The sequence below is a fragment of the Prochlorococcus marinus str. GP2 genome (genome assembly GCF_000759885.1).
Classification (GTDB): Bacteria; Cyanobacteriota; Cyanobacteriia; order PCC-6307; family Cyanobiaceae; genus Prochlorococcus_A; species Prochlorococcus_A marinus_J.
The window spans coordinates 311,030-331,930 of the sequence record NZ_JNAH01000008.1; the positions used below are offsets into that span (position 1 = coordinate 311,030).

Consider the following 20,901-nt stretch of genomic DNA (forward strand, 5'->3'; position numbering starts at 1 on the left):
ATTCAAGAAATACTTTCCAAAAAACCATTTACTGAGTCTTCTAAAATATCAAGGACATAATCGAAGCCCTCATCACCTCCAAAATATGGGTCAGGAACTTCTTGCTCATTAAAAACTGATCTAAAATCTTGTATTTTTTTAATTGATGCAAAATCAGTTGCAGCTGTTCTATTCTTAAGATCTTTAATATTTCTAAAATTTGAGTCGTCCATCGCAAGAATATAGTTAAATTCGTCAAAATCTTTGCTAGTAATTTGACGAGCTCTGCTTAAGATGTTTATATCTCTTCTTTCTGCCGCAATTCTCATCCTAGAGTCAGCTTTTTTTCCAATATGCCAACTCCCAGTTCCAGCAGAATCTACAATAAAGCCATCGGTTAATTCCTTCTTTTCAAGTAGACGTATAAAGATAGCTTCTGCTGCAGGAGACCTACAAATATTTCCCAAACATACAAAAAGAACAGAAATTTTTTTCATATGATTTCAAATTTCAATAAATTATAAGACTTTTAAGTAGTAAATAAAACTTCTTTAATTAAAGATTCAGTAAATTCTTTACCAAACAAACTCGACAACATTGGCCTAGCTGGATCGTTATCTCTTCTAAATTGCAAATAATTATTTTGACCATTTATTAATTCTTTTTGCAATTCAATACTGGCTTCTTTGCTTTCGAAAAGAATTTCCAAATACAAATCAAGATATTCCTTAAATGCGGTATAAAGCTGATTAGCAATTAAAAAATCACTTCTTTCTTCTTTTGGTAATTTTGACCAGATTACTCCTGGAGAAAAAAATCTAGCTACATCTGCAGACATTTTCTCAGCTAATGGAAGAGATGAATGACAATGATTTTTGAGTTTTATAAGTTTTTCTAACAACCCATTATTGTATTGATTTTGTATTTTTAATGAAGGCTGAAAATCTAATACTAATAAATGACTATTAGGAAGAGAAACAAAATCTACTCCAAAAAATGGGACGTTATAAATAGTATTAGGAATAATTAAAAAATTTAAAACAGAATAATTTGGACTATTTATACACACTGCTCTTGCGAATTTAATTCTTTTTTTATGCGTTACACCCCAAGTAGAGAGATTCACATTTTTTTTTGATTTTTTTGAGCCATATGTTGAATCTTTATAAGAATATTCCGAGGGTATTATTTTTTCTAAACAATTATATTTACTTAAATTATTAGTTAAATATTTTAGAAAATTATGCCATCTCCAATCTGTCCTGTAAAAAATAGTATTTTGTATTAACATTCAATGGATAATCTCATTATTTAATGTAAAAAGAAATTTATTGATAAATTTTTTTGTCCATTTTTCTCCAAAAAAAGATTTAAACAATTTATCTGCAGGGTCTTTTTCAAAACTGTACTTATCATATTTAATTTGATTAATCTTTATTTCCTCTGCATTTAAAAATTGATTAACAGGATTCGAGTTATAAATCTTCAAATAATTATTTACAAATGAATAGAATACATTATTTAAATCTCTATCAAGATTTAATTTATTTCCTCTACATATAATTACCCATGGGGAAAAATACTTTTTTGGATCATATATATTCTTCATTTTATTATTATCAAATACAGGATATTTTTTCTTAATACTACCTAAACTTGAACAATATTTTTCAAGATACTTGCCTTCTTGAATTAAAGGTTGATAATCGAGTATTGCTAATAACTTTTGAGAAGTTCCAAACCATAAAATATCAGCTCCTAAGATAGGCATTTCACTTTCAAAATTTGGATAAGCGACCGTATTAAACACTTGCAGTTTTGTGCCACCATCTAATCTTGTTATTCTCCACTTTCTATATTCTGGAGATGCAAAAAGCCAATTTTTAATAATATATTTTGAGTCTTCATTATGATGTTCTTTAAATTCGCTAGATATTTGTACTTCATGACCATTTAATTCATCAATATTGGTTTTAAGGAAATCAACTAATGAATCAAACATAAATTACTAGGTCTCGGTGCTTCCTTTCCTTACTTTTTTTGTAATATAATTAAATACAATCTTGCCTAAAACAGCAATCAAGTTACCTTCAAGCTCCTTAAACATTTTCATATTGTAAGTAAAAGCTTGATTAGCTTCATCAATAATTTGATCAGCAGTCTCTTGATTTATTGGTAGTTGATTCAAAGTAAGAGAATATTCTTCCTTAAATTTCTTTTCATCAGCAATTAATTCAAACTCATAAAAATTTAAACCATCATTTCCCTGCAAATTTAAAGCTTTTTTAGCGATCTTTTTCAAAATTTGCCCCCCTGATAAATCTCCTATATAGCGAGTATAGTGATGACCAACCAATAGCTCTGGTGAATTTTTTGCAACTTCTCGGATTCTTTCAACATATTCTTTTGCTGAGTAAGAAATATTAATTTCATTCTTCCAGTTATCTCCAAAATAAAATTTAAGATCATTTACAAGAGTCTCTTTCCTGAATAAAGATTTAAAACCTATAGGTTTTATTACGGGATGTTCCTCATTGACCAGTCTTTCAATTTCTTCTTCCATAGCTTCATAAACAAAATATAAATCACTAATTAATTTTCTATAAGATTTTTTTTCAACAACTCCTTTTAAAAAACAAGCCACAAAGCCAGTATTTTCTGCCATAGTATGGGATTTTTTTGTCCCTTCTCTTAATTGTCCTGCAAGAGCAACTGCCATATATTTTGAATTATTTTTGTAAGTGTATTTAATCTACAAGGAAAATACATAAAACAGCTAATTTTTGTTACCAGCGGATGTTGTAGAGAATAACTTATAAAGTTCTTTACAAACCAAAAAAAGGTTATCTTTTTGTTTCTTTTGTGGTAGATGAGTGCCAGTCATTTCCCAATCACCAATGGTAGCCACTCTCCATCTCTCTGAGGGGACAATCATACCTCGCATTATTATTCCCAACAATTTCGGGACACTGTTATTATTATCATTTTCAATTCTTAATTGTAAAAGTATTGCTCTACATTCAATAAGAGGACTCCAACCAGGGAAATGAAACGCAAAATCAATAGTATCTTGCATGGATTCATTATTTGAATTGTCCCAAGGACTAAAGCTTACGCTTGCATCTGGAAAATATTTCCGAAACAAAGCTGCAGTAGAAGCAATTTTATTGGCTATTTCAACATTACTTACATTTGAACTCGCATTCATAAGTAGCTGAGTATTTTTTTGAAAATGACATAATTTGCTTTAACTTGCTTATTAACTACTTTTTCTTTTAATAAAGATGTTGAAATGCTGATCAATAAAGTATTCTCTATTCACATTTGAATAATAAATTTCTAGGTTTTAAAGAAAATAACTCATTGCAAATTACAATACGAGGAAATTCAATGAGTTATCTTTTATTAATTCAATGCTATGCCAAAATTTGAAAAATTAACTTTACCTAATGAAGGAGAGATAATAACTTTTAATCAAGGCATACCTAATGTTCCTAATAATCCAATTGTCCCATTTATCAGGGGTGATGGTACTGGGGTTGATATTTGGCCTGCTACTCAAATCGTTCTTGATTCAGCGATTAAAAAAAGCTATGGAGATGAAAGAAAAATTAATTGGTTTAAAGTCTATGCAGGAGATGAAGCCTGTGAACTTTATGGAACATATAATTATCTCCCTCAAGATACTATTGAGGCAATCAGACACTTCGGTGTGGCTATCAAAGGTCCTTTAACGACTCCCATCGGGGGAGGTATTCGATCTCTTAATGTTGCATTAAGACAAATCTTTGACTTATATAGCTGTGTTCGTCCATGCAAATATTATTCAGGCACTCCAAGTCCTCATAAAAATCCTCAAAATCTAGACGTTATTGTTTACAGAGAAAATACTGAGGATATCTACATGGGAATTGAATGGGAAGCCGAAGATAATAATTGTCTTGAATTAATTAATCACTTAAATAACGTTGTAATACCAAATAGTAAAAATTTAAAAAATAGATCCATACCAAACGGATCAGGAATTGGAATAAAACCAGTAAGTAAATCAGGTAGCCAAAGGCATATTAGAAAGGCTATTGAACATGCAAAAAGATTATCAGGAGATAAAAGGCATGTGACTCTTGTACATAAAGGGAATATTATGAAATATACTGAAGGTGCATTTAGAGATTGGGGATATGAATTAGCAGTAAATGAATTTAGAGAAGATTGCATTACAGAAAGAGAAAGCTGGATTTTAGATAATATTCAGAAAAATCCAGAAATTACAATTGAAAATAATGCTCGAAAAATCGAACCGGGTTTTGACAAGCTTACAAATAACAAAAAAGCATTTATTTGCGAAGAAATTAAAGAAGTTATTGCATCAATCTCAAATTCTCATGGAGATGGGAAATGGAGAGATCTAATTCTGGTTGATGATCGGATAGCTGACAGTATATTCCAACAAATTCAAACCCGACCTCAAGAATATTCAATTCTCGCAACATTAAACCTCAATGGGGACTATGTTTCTGATGCAGCTGCAGCAATTGTTGGTGGCCTAGGTATGGCTCCTGGTGCAAATATTGGAGATAATGCAGCAATTTTCGAAGCCACCCACGGTACTGCACCAAAACATGCAGGCTTAAATAAGATAAATCCAGGCTCAGTAATCCTTAGTGGTGTAATGATGCTTGAATATTTTGGTTGGAATGAGGCAGCTAACTTAATTACTAATGGTTTAAGTAAGGCAATAGAGCAAAAAAAAGTCACCTACGATCTAGCACGTTTAATGGAACCGAAAGTAGAACCATTATCTTGCAGCAGTTTTGCAGAAGAAATTATTTCAAATTTCTAATAATAAAAATTAATTTTATTTTCAAAAACTTTCCAAATATTAACCAGTGAATCTTTAGTACCAATGTTTCCAGGATGAGTAACAATGGGAAGTTTTTCGCCATTTTCCAGGTTGTAAGTCACCACTGAAATGCCTGTTAAAATCTGTCCCTCAAGATAAACATAATCTGCATTAAGTCCATTACTAAGAATCGTATTTGTTGTTATTCCTCCTTTTGAAATCAAATATCCTATTTCATATTTCAAATCCGCGACTAATTCAGAAATAAAACAAGAAAGTGAATTATAAAAATTTAATTGTTCAGAATAATCTAAAGACATAAATTTTCTTGAAGTGAACAATACAGGAGTTTTCCCTTTCTCAAAAGAAAATCTAATTTCTTTGAGAAATTTATTTTTAAACAAATTTCTTTGCTTATGATTAGTCTCTGATGAAGTAATTTTAAAGAATTCAAAAACATCTAGTTCAATTGGATTGCAATTACTTATCTCTAATAAATTATTTAATTGTAGTGTTGAGAGTTCCACATAGGATCCAACAATTATCAGTCCTGGAAGAGAACTCTTTTCTTTATTTCTAATTCTTAAATTTGAGAAAAATGTCTCAACCTTAGGGACGCTTTTTTTCTCAGAAATTGAACTTATAAAACTTGCTGCAGTTCGAAAAAGGAATTTTTTTTGTTTAATTAATTTTTTAATTACTAAAGAAAATTTTTTTAGTTGAAAATAATTCTCTACATCTACAACTACATGTTTATTATTCTTCAAGTTCTTTAGTGTTTTAAAAACAATATTATTTTCTTCATCATTTAGCATTTCGATATCTGACAATAAAATATTTTGAATATCTTCAAAATTTATTTGCGATTTACTCTGCTGAAATAAAAGATTCTTTACATTACTTGTCTCATATCCAAAAATTTTATCTGTTGCAAAAATTGTTTGACTAATAGGAGTTTTATCAACAAAATGAGATCCATTAATTGTGAATCTTTTACCTTCTATGAAAGCTGGAATATGAAAAGTAGCATCAAAAGGACCTAAGCAACTATTTAGAGCACTTGGCTCTAAATAGTTATGTCCTCGAAGAGTAGAGTCTCCTCTACTTATAAAAATAATTTCTTCTTCATAGGCTTGAGAAGTAATTACAGTCTTAAGATTTTTGCAAATTTCCTCTATTGTTAATTTCGCATCATTTTCCGAAAGTGACCTTGTATTAGCCAAGATAAAAAATAAATTAGATTTAGATTCAAAACCTTTAGCTAAAGTTGAGCAGTCCCACTTAAGCAGTAATAAACAATCGTGAACAGTTTGAGAGCCTGTGGGATCATCATCTATAACGACAAATTTCATAAGTACTGCAAAATTACTTAAGAGATTTTATTTGTATTGAGGCATTTAACCTTTTACTATCATTTGAAGGAATCATAATGTTTCTAAATCCATCAACAAAAGAATTTCGGGGACTAGTCCAAGGTTCAAGACATATCATTCTTCTTGGAGGATCACTCCAAATAACGCCTAAATCAAAAGGATATGGATGATTTAAAGTTACCTCTCTTTTAAAAAATTTATCTCGAAAAGAGCTTCTACCCGAAGTATACATAAGTAGATCAACTCCTAAATTAATTTTGTTTAATTCATCCAAAGTATTACTTATAGTATTTCTTTCTTGATCCTGACAATTAAGTGGATTATCAACAAACTCTAAATTTTTGAAATCTGAAACATTGAAATAAGGATGCAAACCAAAGTTTATAGGCATAGCAATGTCTGTTTTGTTCTGGATTGTAATTTCAAATTCTAAACAGTTAATTTTTAAGATGACTTCTATTTTTAGTTCGAAATCGAAAGGATAATATTTTTTGGTTTTTTTTGATGAATTTAAGAATAAGCATAAAAATTTTTCATTTTCACTAAAGGAGTATTGCCATTGCAAATCCCTAGCGAAACCATGTTGTGGTAATTGCAAATAACCGTTTCCAAATACTGAACTAGAGGTATTGAGATTTCCACAAATTGGGAACAGGGTTGGAATGCCTCCCCTAATACTTTTTGTCTTGTCCATGAATCTTTTTTCATCGAAATAAAGTATTTCATTACCATCCGACACCCAATTTGTAATAAGGCCTCCTCTTTCAGGACAAAATTTAATGTAATTATTTTTATCTAATTGAAAGACAAAAATTCCTTGGTCCTTATTAGATAATTCAAGTTTCACGATTATTACTTAAAGAGAATCAACCCATTCCAAAATATGCTGATTAACTAATTCAGGTATCTCATCATGAGGGCAATGTCCTGCATCAAGAATTATTTCTTTTGTATTCTTTGGTGTAAATTTTTTATATAGATTTCTTTTTTTTGGAGTGTTCATCCATGGATCTTTCCCTCCCCAAAGAAGTAATAATGGTGCATTTAGTTTTGCGAATAGCTTATCCAACGGCAATCCCTGAGGACCTGATGGGTTAAATACACTTCTAAAAACATTAAAAGCTCCGAAATCTAATGAAGGCTTCCTTATTGACTCAACTAAAAAATCATCAACATTTTTTTTATCAACATAAACTTGATTCAAAGTTTTTTTTATATTTTTTGGATTTCTCATATTCTCAAAAATCAAACGTTGAAGAACAATATTTTTCAAAAATATGCCGGCAACTGTTTCAATTGAAGTTTGCAACATATTCTTTTTGATAGTTTTTTCTTCACTAAAATAACCTGCAGCATTAAGTAATATCACTCCTGCATTTAGATCATTTAATTCTGCACCAGCTGCTAATGCTGCATAACCACCTAATGAATTTCCAACAACAATTGTGGGTTTTTTTATTTTCTCTTTTACATAAGCAACAACCTGATCCTTCCATAAAGATCCTGAGTATTCAACATCTTGGGGCTTAGGACTTTTTCCAAAACCGAGAAGATCCATCGCATGAACTTCATATTTGCTACTCAAAATAGGGATATTGAATCTCCAATGATCCGTAGAGGCCCCGAAACCATGAATTAATAAAATTGCACATTCTTTTGATTTTTGCTCAGGCTTAGCAGAAATAGTATGTATTGGGTAATTTAAAAAATTCCAGTCATAATTTACATCACTATCTATCAGAGCTGATTTTTCCATTTAATGAAAATACTATATTAATTAATACTAATAAAATTATTTCTTAAAGAAGACCTACAGGATCAGCTGCAACATCATCTGAAATTTTATTGCCATCATTTGGTGGCTTATCTTTTAGAACAATTCTCAAGAGAACAGGTGCAAGAAATGTAGTTCCTATAACCATTAATAAAATAGCTGCTTCAAGAGAAGGAGTTAACAACTTAGCGCTTGTTCCTAGTCCAAGAAAAATTAAACCAACCTCTCCTCTAGGCATCATACCCAAGCCTACAACTAATCTATTTGTAGGTTTATCACTTGAAAATACCCATCCTGCCGCAATTTTTCCAATAATTGCTACAACTAATAAAAATCCTGCGACTACCAAAGCTGACCTACTTGTTGGATCAAGTGGATTGATAACTGATAAATCCATTCCAGCTCCCACTAAGACGAAGAAAATTGTTGCAAATAAGGATACAAGGGGTAAAACAGATTGTTGAATTGCGTGATTATTTTTAGAACTACTAAGAATTAAACCAGCTGCAAAAGCACCCAAAGCTGCTTCCAATCCAATTGCTGTTGCAACAAAACAACACAGTACAAGTATCACAAAAGATGCCACGACCACAGCACCAGGAGCTTTCAATCTATCTAACAACCAATCAAATCCTGGTGCTGCTGTTCGACTTAGCGCGATAGCAGCAATAACAAATACCACCGCTGCCGCAACTAATTTAACAATAGGAGCAATTTCTAAAGAACCTCCTGCAGCAAGCGCCACAACAACTGCCAGAATAACAATTCCTAAAATATCATCTAAGACTGCTGCACCAATAACAATCTGTCCTTCTCTAGTTTTCAAATATCCTAATTCACCGAAAACACTTGCAGTAATTCCTATACTTGTTGCTGTCATAGATGCTCCAGCAAAAACTGCTGGAATTAAATCTACTTGGAAAATAAACATTAATCCAAGAGTTCCAAAAGCAAACGGTAAAATTACCCCAGCCATAGCAACAGTAAAAGCCTGTGCACCGACCGCTACCAGTTCCTCTAACTCACTTTCTAATCCTGTTAAAAATAAAAGTGCATATAAACCAAGGGTTGCTACTGCTTGGAGTGAGGGAAAGCTTTCGAAATAAACATCAGGTACTGCTTCCGGAGGTATTGAAGCTAATGAACTAATAACATTTACGAGTCCCTCATTTAGTTCAGTGCCAGCCGAAGGCGGTATCAATAAATGGAATCCTGATGCTCCTATTACAACCCCTGCAAGAAGCTCACCTACAATCGTTGGTAAACTTAGTCTTACCAATACTTCTGCTAATGCTCTTGCTGCTAAAAAGATCAATAAAAATCTTATAACTCCTATTAACGTTTCAGCAACTTCCAAATCATGTGCACTTAATTCAGCAATTAAAGAGTACATTTAAGTGTAAAAAATAAACTACCTAACTGGAAGATAGTTTATTGAGGGCCCACTTTAAGAAATATGTAAGAAAAAAGCAAAAATACTCAACAAGTGTGGATCTGAAGTTACAACAAAGAAATTTTCCTAAAAATGGCTATTGTCTGTTATATGGCTAATCCAATGAACACCAACGAACCCTTTGATCTACGTTTGCCTACCCCAGGCTGCTACTTAGATCCTGAGAAAGCTGGCATGGATTCAGATGCTGTTTTCCAAGGAATGACAGCCCATCTTTTTTATACTCTCGGGAAGTTAGCTACTTCCGCAAGTCCCCACGACTTGTACATGGCTTTAAGTTATGCGGTTAAAGATAGGCTAATGACAAGATATTTAGCCAGCCAAGAAGTAATAAGAAAAAAACCACAAAAAACAGTCGCTTACTTATCAGCAGAATTTTTAATAGGTCCGCAATTAAGTAATAACCTTCTCAATCTGGGGATAACTCAAGAAGCAGAAGATGCTTTAAAAAGGTTTGGCATTGAATCATTGTCAACAATTCTTGAAGTTGAAGAGGAGCCTGGTTTAGGGAATGGTGGACTTGGCAGACTTGCAGCATGTTACATGGAATCATTAGCATCTCTTCAAGTTCCAGCTGTTGGTTATGGCATAAGATATGAATTTGGTATATTTAATCAATTGATTAGAGACGGTTGGCAAGTCGAAGTAACTGACAAATGGTTAAAAGGTGGATGGCCATGGGAACTTCCACAACCGGACGAATCATGTTTTGTTGGTTTTGGAGGGAGAACCGAAAGTTATAGAGATGATAAAGGAAATTACAGATCAAGATGGATCCCCTCAGAACATGCGATTGGAGTTCCCCATGATGTCCCAGTTTTAGGATACAGAGTAAATACATGTGACAGATTAAGATTATGGAGAGCTGATGCTACAGAAAGTTTTGACTTTTATGCATTTAATATTGGTGATTATTATGGTGCAGTTGAAGAAAAAGTTGCATCTGAAACTCTTTCAAAAGTTCTATATCCAAACGATGGAACTGACGAAGGTAGAAGATTAAGACTTAAACAACAACACTTTTTTGTAAGTTGTTCTCTTCAGGATATGCTGAGAAGCCTTGAAAAAAGATCAATATCAATAACAGAATTTCCTAAACATTGGACAGTTCAATTGAATGATACACATCCAGCTATTGCAGTTGCGGAATTAATGCGACTTCTTATTGACCAATATCAAATAGGTTGGGATAAAGCTTGGAATATAACAACTTCCTCCGTTGCTTATACCAATCATACTTTACTACCAGAAGCTTTAGAGAAATGGGATTTAGGGTTATTTAATGATCTTCTTCCTCGTCATCTTGAAATCATTTATGAAATTAATTGGAGATTTCTACAACAATTAAGACTACGTTATCCTGGAGATGACAAAATCCTTCAAAAACTATCAATAATTGATGAAGAAGGCTCCAAATCAGTTCGGATGGCCCATTTGGCTACAATTGGTGCACATCATATAAATGGAGTTGCTGCTCTTCACTCAGACCTTATAAAGAGACAACTTCTTCCTGAATTCGCTGCTCTATGGCCTGAAAAATTTACAAATGTTACTAATGGGGTTACCCCACGGAGATGGGTTGCACTATCTAATCCATCATTATCTAACCTTTTAGAAGAAGAAGTTGGTCCAAATTGGATAACAAACATGGAACTTCTTAAGAAGTTAGAAGAAAAAAAAGATGACAACAATTTTTTGCAGAAATTTGAGGAAACTAAACTAAATGGCAAAAGAAAATTAGCTAGTTTTATCCATTCGAAAACTGGCATACTTGTAGATCCATCAAGTTTATTTGATGTTCAAGTTAAAAGAATTCATCAATATAAGAGGCAACATTTAAACGCCCTACAAATTATTGCTCAATATTTAAGAATCAAAAATGGTACAAACAAGCACCAAGTCCCCAGAACAATAATATTCGGAGGTAAAGCTGCACCAGGCTACTTTATGGCAAAGTTAATGATTAGATTTATTAACGGTATTGCTGATGTAGTTAATTCTGATCCAGACATGGATGGTTTATTAAGAGTTGTTTTTTTACCAGACTATAACGTTAAACTCGGAGAAATCGTATATCCCGCAACGGATCTTTCAGAACAGATTTCAACTGCTGGAAAAGAAGCATCTGGAACTGGAAATATGAAGTTTGCCATGAATGGAGCTTTAACGATTGGAACCCTAGATGGCGCTAATGTGGAATTAAGAGATCTTGTGAAAAAAGAAAATTTCTTTCTTTTTGGTAAAACTGAAAGCGAAATTATGGATTTAAAAAATAATAATTACTCTCCAAAAACTTTTATTGAGCAATGTCCAGAGCTTCAAGAGGTTATACGCTTAATTGAAATTGGGCACTTTAGCAATGGCGATAAAGAATTATTTAAACCTTTATTAAATAGTTTGACTGGACATGACCCATTTTTTGTTATGGCTGACTTTGAAGACTACTTAAATAAACAAGAAGTGGTCAGTGAATGCTGGAATAACAAAAAATCTTGGAATAAAATGGCGTTATTAAATACTGCTAGATCAGGATATTTTTCTTCAGATAGATCTATTAGAGAATACTGTAAGTCTATTTGGAAAGTTTCTCCAATGCCAGTTGAAATTACTTGCGACGTTGAAGAATTGACTAATTAATATTTTTCTTATCTGGTGAATCTGGCGTTTGATGAAATAATCTATTTAAAATTAATCTATCCATATTTAATGGATCTGGAGCTAATTCTTTTGCAATTTCTCTAAATTTTGTTTCTACATTGTTTGAAATTTTTGTATCAAATATTCTTTCCATTAATGCTTCAATTGAATATAAATAGGCGTTAACACTTTCAAGTTCATCTAAAGCTTCAGAAATTTCTAAATCAGAAATATGTTTTTCTTCTGAATTTATATCACCATTTGTTTCTCTTTCAGATAATTCTTTCTGCAAATCATCAGTAATCTTTGTACAAAGAGTTCTAAAAGATTGAATAGATGCCCAATTCAATTCTTGTTGCTGCTTAAAAGTAGGAAATTCTCTAATCAAACGATCATGCTCTTTGTAAAATCTCTGACAATCAGAGCATTGACATGGTTCTTCAGTCAAAAGAAAATATAATTCTTATTACATCATCTCACTATTTGGGCAAAATTGGAGGGCCATCCAATAATTCGTCATTTTCATCAAGTGAGTCTGGACTATCTGGCAAAGGTATCTCAATACTAGTAACCAAATTAATGACATCTCTTAGTCTCATAGAATCAGCAAACCAACCCATTGCTTGCTCGGTATCTCCTCTTTTTTCAGCATCATTTGCTTGGTCTTCATGAGATTCCGCCAATAAGGCAAGCCAGCACAGGCATCTTGCTTGAACTATTGAAAGATCTAAATCATTAGGTTGGGATTTAGAAATGAGTTCATGCTCTTGTTGAATTAAGAGCTTTAAACGCATATCATGCAACTTAGCCATAAAAGATTTATTACTAACTATACGCTAGCTAGAGAGTAGCAAGTTTGCACATATACTACATATAGTTTTTTACTTTTACGGGACTGGCGGGAGTCGAACCCACGACCTACGGTTTAGGAAACCGTTGCTCTATCCTGCTGAGCTACAGCCCCAATAGATGATTTTTAGAGTATTACGCATTATGCTAGATGAAAGCAGGAGAGGCAATCGCAAGAAAGTTTTATTTTGTTTCCAAAATAAAACTTTCTTGAGGAAAGTCCGGGCTCCCACATGGTCAGGCTTGCTGGGTAATTCCCAGTGCGGGTAACCGTGAGGATAGTGCCACAGAAACATACCGCCTAATACTTTATTGTATGGCAAGGGTGCAAGGGTGCGGTAAGAGCGCACCAGCAACATTGAGAGGTGTTGGCTAGGTAAACCCCGGCTGGGAGCAAGGCTTAGTAGATTTATGACCATTAAACAATCTACTTTTAAGTGCCGCTTGAGACTGCGAAGTAATTCGAGTCCTAGATAGATGATTGCCCATCTTAATTAAGATGAACAGAACCCGGCTTATGACCTGCTTTCTAATTGTTGTGATCATTGAAATCAAATGACAAATATAATTAACGCAAAAAGAATTAATCAAATAACTACTTTTTTACAGTCTTTAAATATAAAATCAAAAAGATTTACTGAATTAATTAGATCACAAAATATTTCAATAATTGAAGATTTCAATAGAGCATTTATCCATTCCTCGGAGGACAAAATAATAAACTACGAAAAACTAGAATTTTTCGGAGATGCAGTACTCAGATTAGCTGCTTCTAACTTTATTGAAAAAAAATATCCTCAAATGAATGTAGGAGAGAGATCAGAGCTAAGAGCACAAATTGTAAGTGATGAATGGTTAACTAAATTAGGGGAAAAAATTGATATAGAGAAATTAATAATTAAAGGACCTAAAGCTCTTGGTGATGAAAATTCAAAAAAAACTATTACAGGCGAAGCCACAGAAGCTTTAATCGGTGCTGTTTATAAGTGCTTTAATTCAATTGAGGAAGTAAATCTTTGGTTAGATGATATTTGGGAAGAAGATTCAGAAATATTTTTAAAAGCCCCATATAAGTTCAAATCTAAGACAGTATTGCAAGAGTGGTGTCAAAGTAAAGGTTTGGATTTGCCAGTCTATAAAATAATTGAAGTCTCAAATAAAAATGGGGACCCTAAGAGATTTTCTTGCGATGTATTTATCGAAGGATTAAAAGAATCATCTGCCTTCGGCAAATCCCATAAACAAGCAGAAACTAATGCAGCTAGAGTTTTGATAGAAAAATTTATAACTACAGGTAAAATCTAATTTTTATACTATTTCTAAATTATTTAGCTGAAAAGTTATGAGTTTATCCCAATTACCCCCTTCAAAAAGAACAGCTGCTCTTTTGTTTGTAACTCTTTGTACGAATCCTTTATATCCTCTGTATATAGAATTATTGTCTTTAACAACAACAAAAGAACCGGGGAGTATGGGTTTAGTAGATAATTCCATAAGACAATCTTTCTAATACAATACATGATAAATAAAAATGAATGGTTAATCGTTGGATTGATAACATCATGTCATGGAATTAATGGACAGGTAAAGGTTAAATCTCTAAGTGATTTTGATGAAAGATTTTTAAAGCCAGGAATAAGATGGTTGCAAAAAGAAAATGAACCTCCTTCAAAAATAGAACTTATATCTGGTTTCAAACAGCCTGGTAAAGAAACTTTTATAATTAAGATCCAAGGAATAAATACTAGAAATCTTGCAGAGCAACTTAAAAAATTTAAAATTCTTGTAAAGAGTGATAATCTACCTAATTTAAAAAAGGAAGAATTCCACTTGTTAGAACTTATAGATCTCAAAGTCAAGATTTTAGAAAATAATGAATTAAAAATAATTGGAAAAGTCATTAATTTAGAAAATGAGAAAAATAATTTACTTGTTATTGAATTATTTAAAAATCAAAAAAAAGTTCTAATACCATTTGTTAAAGAAATAGTCCCATCAGTAGATATAAAAAATAATTTTCTAATTATCAATCCTCCAAGTGGACTTTTAGAGCTATATATTTAAAAATAAAAATTTGAAATAAACAAATTATTCCACTGTTACGCTTTTTGCTAAATTTCTTGGTTGATCTACATCAAGTCCTCTATGAGCAGCAATATGGTAACTCAATAATTGTAAAGGCACTACGTTAAGCAAAGGTGAAATCCATTCATTAGAGGAAGGAACTTTCATTAAATAATCAAAAATTTCCGTTCCATTACATTCAGGAGCTATCCCAATCAAATATGAATCTCTAGCTTTTGCTTCTTGAGCATTACTTATAACTTTATCGAAAACTTCACCAGGTGAGGCAATAGAAATTACAGGTACTTTTTTATCTAACAAAGCTATTGGACCATGTTTCATTTCTCCAGCTGGATACCCAGCGGCATGAATATAACTAATTTCTTTGAGTTTTAATGCTCCTTCAAGAGCAATAGGATAATTTATACCTCTTCCTAAAAAAATAACATCTTTAATATTAAAAAAATCATGTGCTAGCTTTTCTGAAGATTTATTGTGTTGTTCTAAAAGATCTTCTATTAATGGTGGTAGTTTTATAAGTTCAGTTATTAATTGACTTATTTCATCTGAGCTTTGACTTCCTTTAATTTCCGCAAATTTTATAGCTAATCCATAAAAAGAAAGTAACTGAGCAAAAAAAGTTTTAGTTGCTGCAACTCCCACTTCTATTCCTGCACAAATATCTACTATGTTAAGAACCAGCCTTCCTATCGAGCTTTCTTTTCTATTTGTTATTGCAATAAGATTAGGTTTAAAATTTTTATCTTCAATCGAAGACCTCCTTTTAATTTCCATATCGATAGCTGCAATCGTATCAGCAGTTTCTCCAGATTGAGTGACTCCAATAGTTAATGTGTTTGGGAGCAGAGGTGGTGGTGAATATCGAAATTCACTTGCGTAAAAGACATTTGTGGGGATACCTGAAAATTGCTCTAATAAAAAGCTGCCAACCATTGCAGCATGTTTACTAGTTCCACAAGCAATAATTTCAATTCTCTCAATTGATTCAAAAAACTTTGTATCAAAAGGATAATTAATTTGATATTTGCCATCGTCTAAGTTTTGAATCAAATAATTTTCCAACCAGTTTTTTGCAGTCTGTGGCTGATCATATATCTCTTTTAACATATAGTGTTTAAAATTCATCTTATCCATTACTTGCTCTGAAACTTTTAGAGAAACTGGATTTCGATATTGTCTCTCATTGTTTATGTCATAAATTTCTATTCCAAGAGGAGTCAACAAAGCTATTTCTTCATCCTCCAAAGGCAAAATAATATTTGTAAAATTTGCAATGGCTGGTGTATCACTTGCACAGATAAATTCCCCTTCTCCCAAACCAATAATCAAAGGTGCTTGTCTTCTCGCAACTACCAGAGAGGTTGGAGCATCAGACCATAAAACGGCTAAGGCATAAGATCCTTCTAGATCAGATAAAACATTTCTCACGGCCACTAATAATGTTGAGCCATTATTCTCAAGGTTAAGTTTACTTAATGTATTTAATTCTCTTTTAATTAGATGAGGAATTACCTCGGTATCTGTATCAGAATTGAAAATAGTGCCCTCTTTCTCAAGTTTATTTTTTAAATCTTGGAAATTTTCAATTATGCCATTTTGAACAACGGCTATAGTTCCTGAACTATCGATATGAGGATGGGCATTTTTAACCTCAGGTTTTCCATGAGTTGCCCATCTAGTATGACCTATACCAACAGTTCCTGGGATATTTTCTTCGTTAAGATTTTTGATTAAGTTCTTAAGTTTTCCCTCTGCTTTGTTACAAATAATAGAATTTGTTTCAGAGTTGATTACTGCAATACCCGCAGAGTCATATCCTCTATATTCAAGTTTTTCTAATCCATTAATTAATAATGGTAAAGCTTTTTTATAACCTGTTACAGCAACTATTCCACACATACATTTTTTTTTTCCAATTATATTTGAAAAAAAATAAGTATTTTTAAAACATGGACTCTCTTAAAACTGCACTATGTCAATTAGTATGCTAATCCCATACTCCTAGAGGTTTCATCTCCTAAATAAACACGAATACTTAAGAAATCTGTAGGACAAGCAGTTTCGCATCTCTTACAACCTACGCAATCTTCAGTTCTTGGCGATGACGCAATTTGGCCAGCTTTACAGCCATCCCATGGAACCATCTCTAAAACATCCAGTGGGCAAGCCCTTACACATTGGGTACATCCAATGCAAGTGTCATAAATTTTAACTGCGTGTGACATGGAAAATTGTCTTTTGAACCTCGTCTTATAATACTATTGTCTTACAAAGAAATTAAAAAAATTAAGATATGCTTCACTCTTGTTAACTCTAGGGCATAAAATCATATAGATAATTTAGTTATTTAAATAAACTATGTCACAAGAAATCCTAGAAAAAGTTTGCTCCATCGTTTCAGAACAATTGAGTGTCGAGGCAGGAGAAGTTAAATCTGATTCAAATTTCCAAAATGATTTAGGGGCAGATTCTCTTGATACCGTCGAATTAGTTATGGCTCTTGAAGAGGCATTTGACATTGAAATTCCTGATGAAGCAGCTGAAGGAATAGCAACGGTTGGCGATGCAGTAAAATTCATCGAAGAAAAAAAAGGTTAATCAAGGATGCCAAATTTCCATCGAGTAGTTATTACAGGAATTGGAGCAGTAACTCCAATTGGTAATAACATTGATGAATATTTAGTTAGTCTTCAAAAAGGTATTAATGGGGTTTCAGATATTACTCTCTTTAATCCCGAACAACATCCTTGCAAATTTGCAGCGGAAGTTAAAAATCTTCAATCTGAAAATTTTATTGAAACTAAAGAATCCAAAAGATGGGATCGTTTTTCCCAGTTTGGAGTTATTGCTGCAAAGCAAGCCTTTAGTGATTCTGGACTTGAAATTACTGAATCTAATTCAGCAAGAATTGGAGTAATAATTGGCTCTGGTGTTGGAGGCTTACTAACTATGGAAAGTCAAGCTCAAATTCTCAGTCATAAAGGACCTAAAAGAGTAAGTCCATTTACAGTCCCAATGATGATTCCAAACATGGCGACTGGATTAGCTGCAATTGCTTTGGGTGCAAAAGGACCAAGTTCCTCTATTTCAACCGCCTGCGCAGCCGGTTCAAATGCTATTGGTGATTCTTTTAGATTACTTCAACTTGGAAAGGCAGATGCAATGATCTGTGGAGGAGCAGAAGCAAGTATTACGCCTTTAGGTGTAGCTGGATTTGCTAGTGCCAAAGCTCTTTCTTTCAGAAATGACAGTCCACAAACTGCTAGTAGACCTTTTGATGCAGAAAGAGATGGATTTGTTATTGGAGAAGGATCTGGAATTCTTGTTTTAGAAACTTTAGAAAATGCTCAAAAAAGGAATGCAAGAATTTATGCAGAAATAATTGGATATGGAACAACATGTGATGCTCATCACATTACTGCTCCATCTCCAGGTGGGGTTGGCGGCGCTGAAGCCATCAAATTAGCAATTGAAGACGCTTCTCTTAGCCTTGAAAAAGTTGATTATATAAATGCTCACGGAACGAGTACATCAGCTAATGACAAAAATGAAACTTCTGCAATTAAATCTATATTTAAAGACAGATCTTACCTCATTCCTGTAAGCTCTACTAAGTCGATGACTGGTCATCTTCTAGGAGGTTCAGGAGGTATTGAAGCTGTAGCTTGTATACTTTCTTTGACACATAATTTTATCCCTCCTACAATTAACTACGTCAATCCAGATCCTGAATGTGATCTTGATTATGTACCTAATAATGCAAGAGAAGCTCAAGTAGGAGTTGCTCTTTCAAATTCTTTCGGCTTTGGTGGTCACAATGTTTGCCTTGCTTTCAGCAAAATGAATTGAAGACAACCAACTCTGTATTTCCAACTTAACTTATTTTAAAACAATGGTCGCTGCATCTGTTTCATTAGAATCACTTTGTGTAAATAGTATAAGAATGCTTGCTGTAGATGCAGTAAATAAATCTAATAGTGGACATCCTGGGTTGCCAATGGGGTGTGCTCCAATGGGTTATGCATTATGGCAAAACATTCTTAATCACAACCCAAATAACCCAAAATGGTTCAATAGAGACCGTTTTGTATTATCAGCTGGTCATGGCTGTATGCTTTTATATTCTTTGCTGCATTTAACAGGATATAAATCTGTTTCAATAGATGACATTAAAGAATTTAGACAATGGGGTTCAAAAACTCCTGGACATCCAGAAACATTCGAAACTGAAGGTGTTGAGGTTACAGCTGGTCCTCTTGGAGCTGGAATTTCAAATGCAGTTGGTTTAGCAATAGCTGAAACTCACTTAGCAGCTAAATTTAATAAGCCTGATTGCAATATCGTTGATCACTATACATACGTAATAATGGGTGACGGCTGTAATCAAGAAGGTATTGCATCAGAGGCCTGCTCATTAGCTGGTCACCTTAAGCTTGGGAAATTAATTGCACTCTATGACGATAATCAAATTACAATTGATGGGCGAACCGACGTTTCTTTCACCGAAGATGTTCTAAAAAGATACGAAGCTTATGGATGGCATGTACAACATGTTGAAGATGGGAATCATGATGTTAAAGGAATAACTGAAGCTATCGAAAAAGCAAAATTAATTACAGACAAACCTTCAATTATTAAAATTTCTACAACCATAGGTTATGGTTCTCCTAATAAATCAGATACTGCTGGAATTCATGGAGCAGCTGTTGGAGAAGAAGAAGCTGCATTAACTAGAGAGTTTCTTAATTGGGAATATCCTCCATTTGAAATACCAGATGAAGTATATGCGCATTTTAGAAAATCAATAAACAAAGGCGAAAACTTAGAGAAAGAATGGGATTCTAAATTTGAAGAATATCAAAAAAAATATCCTTCTGAAGGAGCTGAGTTACACAGAATGTTAAAAGGCCAATTACCTGAAAATTGGGACTCAGATCTCCCTTCTTATACGCCTGATGATAAAGGATTAGCCACTAGAAAGCATTCACAAATATGTTTAGGTGCATTGGGTCCTAACCTTCCTGAACTAATTGGTGGATCCGCAGATTTAACTCACTCTAACTACACAGACATCAAAGGAGAAACCGGGTCATTTCAGCCTCATAGTCCTGAAAAAAGATATTTACACTTTGGTGTAAGAGAGCATGCAATGGCAGCTGTACTTAATGGAATTGCCTATCACAATAGTGGTCTTATTCCTTATGGTGGAACCTTCCTTGTTTTCGCCGATTATATGAGAGGTTCAATGAGGCTTTCAGCACTCAGCGAACTAGGAGTTATCTATGTATTAACACATGATTCAATTGGTGTAGGAGAAGACGGCCCAACACATCAACCTATTGAGACTATCCCTTCACTTCGTGCCATGCCTAACATGCTAGTTTTCAGACCAGGAGATGGAAATGAAACAAGTGGAGCTTATAAACTCGCTATTCAAAATAGAAAAAGACCTTCTGCCCTTTGTTTAAGTAGACAAGGTATGCCAAATCAAGAAAATACCTCGATCGAAAAAGTTTCCCTAGGAGGATATATAGTTTCGGATTGTGAAGGTACGCCAGATCTAATATTTATTGGTACTGGAAGCGAACTAAATCTTTGTATTGAAGCGAGTAAGGAAATTTCCAGCTTAGGTAAAAAAATTAGAGTTGTTTCTATGCCTTGTTTAGAACTTTTCGAAGAGCAAGAAGAATCTTACAAAGAAAGTGTTTTACCTAGTAGTGTGAAAAAGAGAGTTGTAGTAGAAGCTGCCCATTCATTTGGTTGGCATAAATATACAGGTTTTGATGGTATTTGTATCACTATGGATAGGTTTGGTGCATCAGCGCCAGGTGGAGAATGTATGAAAAATTTTGGATTTACAGTCGAAAACGTAGTTAATAAAACGAAGGAAATTCTATAACTTGTAATT

21 protein-coding genes, 1 tRNA gene and 1 other RNA gene are annotated in these 20,901 nt (G+C 33.2%); 8 read left to right on the top strand and 15 right to left on the bottom strand.

Annotation, left to right across the window (positions count from 1 at the left end; genetic code table 11):
- Window positions 1–2: 2 nt before the first annotated feature.
- Genes EU91_RS00760 through EU91_RS00740 form a run of 5 tightly spaced genes read right to left on the bottom strand, consistent with a single transcriptional unit; the run spans window position 3 to window position 3,187 of the window.
- Window positions 3–476, bottom strand: coding sequence for a low molecular weight protein-tyrosine-phosphatase (locus EU91_RS00760; RefSeq protein ID WP_032525102.1), 474 nt, complete (start codon window positions 474–476; stop codon window positions 3–5).
- A 32-nt stretch (window positions 477–508) separates the two neighbouring features.
- Entirely contained in the window at window positions 509–1,270 is a 762-nt protein-coding gene (locus EU91_RS00755) for a phycoerythrobilin:ferredoxin oxidoreductase (RefSeq protein WP_032525103.1), read from the bottom strand.
- Window positions 1,271–1,981, bottom strand: a complete 711-nt coding sequence (locus tag EU91_RS00750; protein ID WP_032525104.1) for a 15,16-dihydrobiliverdin:ferredoxin oxidoreductase — start codon at window positions 1,979–1,981, stop codon at window positions 1,271–1,273. It abuts the gene before it with no gap.
- Between the two features lie 6 nt (window positions 1,982–1,987).
- Complete coding sequence (locus EU91_RS00745; RefSeq protein ID WP_032525105.1) at window positions 1,988–2,698, bottom strand: heme oxygenase (biliverdin-producing); 711 nt, start codon at window positions 2,696–2,698, stop codon at window positions 1,988–1,990.
- Window positions 2,699–2,755: 57 nt separating this feature from the next.
- Entirely contained in the window at window positions 2,756–3,187 is a 432-nt protein-coding gene (locus EU91_RS00740; RefSeq protein WP_032525106.1) for a hypothetical protein, read from the bottom strand.
- 210 nt (window positions 3,188–3,397) lie between these two features.
- On the opposite strand from EU91_RS00740, the gene EU91_RS00735 reads away from it, so the two are divergent.
- A complete protein-coding gene (locus EU91_RS00735; protein ID WP_032525107.1) occupies window positions 3,398–4,822 on the top strand; it encodes an NADP-dependent isocitrate dehydrogenase in 1,425 nt (474 codons plus the stop codon).
- On the opposite strand, the gene EU91_RS00730 is transcribed toward EU91_RS00735, so the two are convergent.
- Genes EU91_RS00730 through EU91_RS00715 form a run of 4 tightly spaced genes read right to left on the bottom strand, consistent with a single transcriptional unit; the run spans window position 4,819 to window position 9,362 of the window.
- Window positions 4,819–6,174: a four-carbon acid sugar kinase family protein gene (locus tag EU91_RS00730; protein WP_032525108.1), complete on the bottom strand. Its 1,356-nt coding sequence runs from the start codon at window positions 6,172–6,174 to the stop codon at window positions 4,819–4,821. The genes EU91_RS00735 and EU91_RS00730 overlap by 4 nt on opposite strands.
- Window positions 6,175–6,187: 13 nt before the next feature.
- Complete coding sequence (locus EU91_RS00725) at window positions 6,188–7,042, bottom strand: galactose mutarotase (RefSeq protein ID WP_032525109.1); 855 nt, start codon at window positions 7,040–7,042, stop codon at window positions 6,188–6,190.
- A gap of 9 nt (window positions 7,043–7,051) precedes the next feature.
- Complete coding sequence (locus EU91_RS00720; protein ID WP_032525110.1) at window positions 7,052–7,951, bottom strand: alpha/beta fold hydrolase; 900 nt, start codon at window positions 7,949–7,951, stop codon at window positions 7,052–7,054.
- A gap of 43 nt (window positions 7,952–7,994) precedes the next feature.
- Window positions 7,995–9,362, bottom strand: coding sequence for a cation:proton antiporter (locus EU91_RS00715; protein ID WP_032525112.1), 1,368 nt, complete (start codon window positions 9,360–9,362; stop codon window positions 7,995–7,997).
- A 150-nt stretch (window positions 9,363–9,512) separates the two neighbouring features.
- Here EU91_RS00715 and EU91_RS00710 point away from each other — a divergent pair, with 150 nt between their 5' ends.
- On the top strand, window positions 9,513–12,059 hold the full coding sequence (locus EU91_RS00710) for a glycogen/starch/alpha-glucan phosphorylase (RefSeq protein WP_032525113.1): 2,547 nt from the start codon (window positions 9,513–9,515) through the stop codon (window positions 12,057–12,059).
- Here EU91_RS00710 and EU91_RS00705 read toward each other — a convergent pair.
- The 3 genes from EU91_RS00705 to EU91_RS00695 all read right to left on the bottom strand — a co-directional run bounded on the left by EU91_RS00705 (window position 12,052) and on the right by EU91_RS00695 (window position 13,023).
- Window positions 12,052–12,507 carry a hypothetical protein gene (locus EU91_RS00705; protein ID WP_032525114.1) on the bottom strand — a complete coding sequence of 152 codons (456 nt, stop codon included), beginning with the start codon at window positions 12,505–12,507 and terminating at the stop codon, window positions 12,052–12,054. The genes EU91_RS00710 and EU91_RS00705 overlap by 8 nt on opposite strands.
- Window positions 12,508–12,538: 31 nt before the next feature.
- Window positions 12,539–12,871: a hypothetical protein gene (locus EU91_RS00700; RefSeq protein ID WP_032525115.1), complete on the bottom strand. Its 333-nt coding sequence runs from the start codon at window positions 12,869–12,871 to the stop codon at window positions 12,539–12,541.
- A gap of 78 nt (window positions 12,872–12,949) precedes the next feature.
- Window positions 12,950–13,023: transfer RNA gene (locus EU91_RS00695), tRNA-Arg, on the bottom strand.
- A 38-nt stretch (window positions 13,024–13,061) separates the two neighbouring features.
- On the opposite strand from EU91_RS00695, the gene rnpB reads away from it, so the two are divergent.
- Both rnpB and EU91_RS00690 read left to right on the top strand, forming a co-directional pair.
- Window positions 13,062–13,442, top strand: an RNA gene (gene rnpB / locus EU91_RS08970) — RNase P RNA component class A.
- A gap of 21 nt (window positions 13,443–13,463) precedes the next feature.
- Window positions 13,464–14,213, top strand: a complete 750-nt coding sequence (locus tag EU91_RS00690) for a ribonuclease III family protein (RefSeq protein WP_032525116.1) — start codon at window positions 13,464–13,466, stop codon at window positions 14,211–14,213.
- A gap of 3 nt (window positions 14,214–14,216) precedes the next feature.
- On the opposite strand, the gene EU91_RS00685 is transcribed toward EU91_RS00690, so the two are convergent.
- Window positions 14,217–14,402 carry an NAD(P)H dehydrogenase subunit NdhS gene (locus EU91_RS00685; RefSeq protein WP_032525117.1) on the bottom strand — a complete coding sequence of 62 codons (186 nt, stop codon included), beginning with the start codon at window positions 14,400–14,402 and terminating at the stop codon, window positions 14,217–14,219.
- Window positions 14,403–14,426: 24 nt separating this feature from the next.
- On the opposite strand from EU91_RS00685, the gene rimM reads away from it, so the two are divergent.
- Window positions 14,427–14,972: a ribosome maturation factor RimM gene (gene rimM / locus EU91_RS00680; protein ID WP_032525118.1), complete on the top strand. Its 546-nt coding sequence runs from the start codon at window positions 14,427–14,429 to the stop codon at window positions 14,970–14,972.
- Between the two features lie 24 nt (window positions 14,973–14,996).
- Here the strand turns inward: rimM and glmS are convergent, their stop codons facing one another.
- Window positions 14,997–16,892: a glutamine--fructose-6-phosphate transaminase (isomerizing) gene (glmS, locus tag EU91_RS00675; RefSeq protein WP_032525119.1), complete on the bottom strand. Its 1,896-nt coding sequence runs from the start codon at window positions 16,890–16,892 to the stop codon at window positions 14,997–14,999.
- A gap of 80 nt (window positions 16,893–16,972) precedes the next feature.
- Window positions 16,973–17,218, bottom strand: coding sequence for a photosystem I iron-sulfur center protein PsaC (psaC, locus tag EU91_RS0108890; protein WP_007099573.1), 246 nt, complete (start codon window positions 17,216–17,218; stop codon window positions 16,973–16,975).
- A 133-nt stretch (window positions 17,219–17,351) separates the two neighbouring features.
- Between psaC and acpP the strand changes: the two genes are divergently transcribed.
- The 3 genes from acpP to tkt are packed head-to-tail and all read left to right on the top strand — an operon-like array spanning window position 17,352 to window position 20,892.
- Window positions 17,352–17,591 (top strand): acyl carrier protein, encoded by a 240-nt coding sequence (gene acpP, locus EU91_RS00670; RefSeq protein WP_002808065.1) that lies wholly within the window; start codon window positions 17,352–17,354, stop codon window positions 17,589–17,591.
- 6 nt (window positions 17,592–17,597) lie between these two features.
- Complete coding sequence (gene fabF / locus EU91_RS00665) at window positions 17,598–18,842, top strand: beta-ketoacyl-ACP synthase II (protein ID WP_032525120.1); 1,245 nt, start codon at window positions 17,598–17,600, stop codon at window positions 18,840–18,842.
- Between the two features lie 43 nt (window positions 18,843–18,885).
- On the top strand, window positions 18,886–20,892 hold the full coding sequence (gene tkt, locus EU91_RS00660) for a transketolase (RefSeq protein WP_032525121.1): 2,007 nt from the start codon (window positions 18,886–18,888) through the stop codon (window positions 20,890–20,892).
- The last annotated feature ends 9 nt before the right edge of the window (window positions 20,893–20,901 follow it).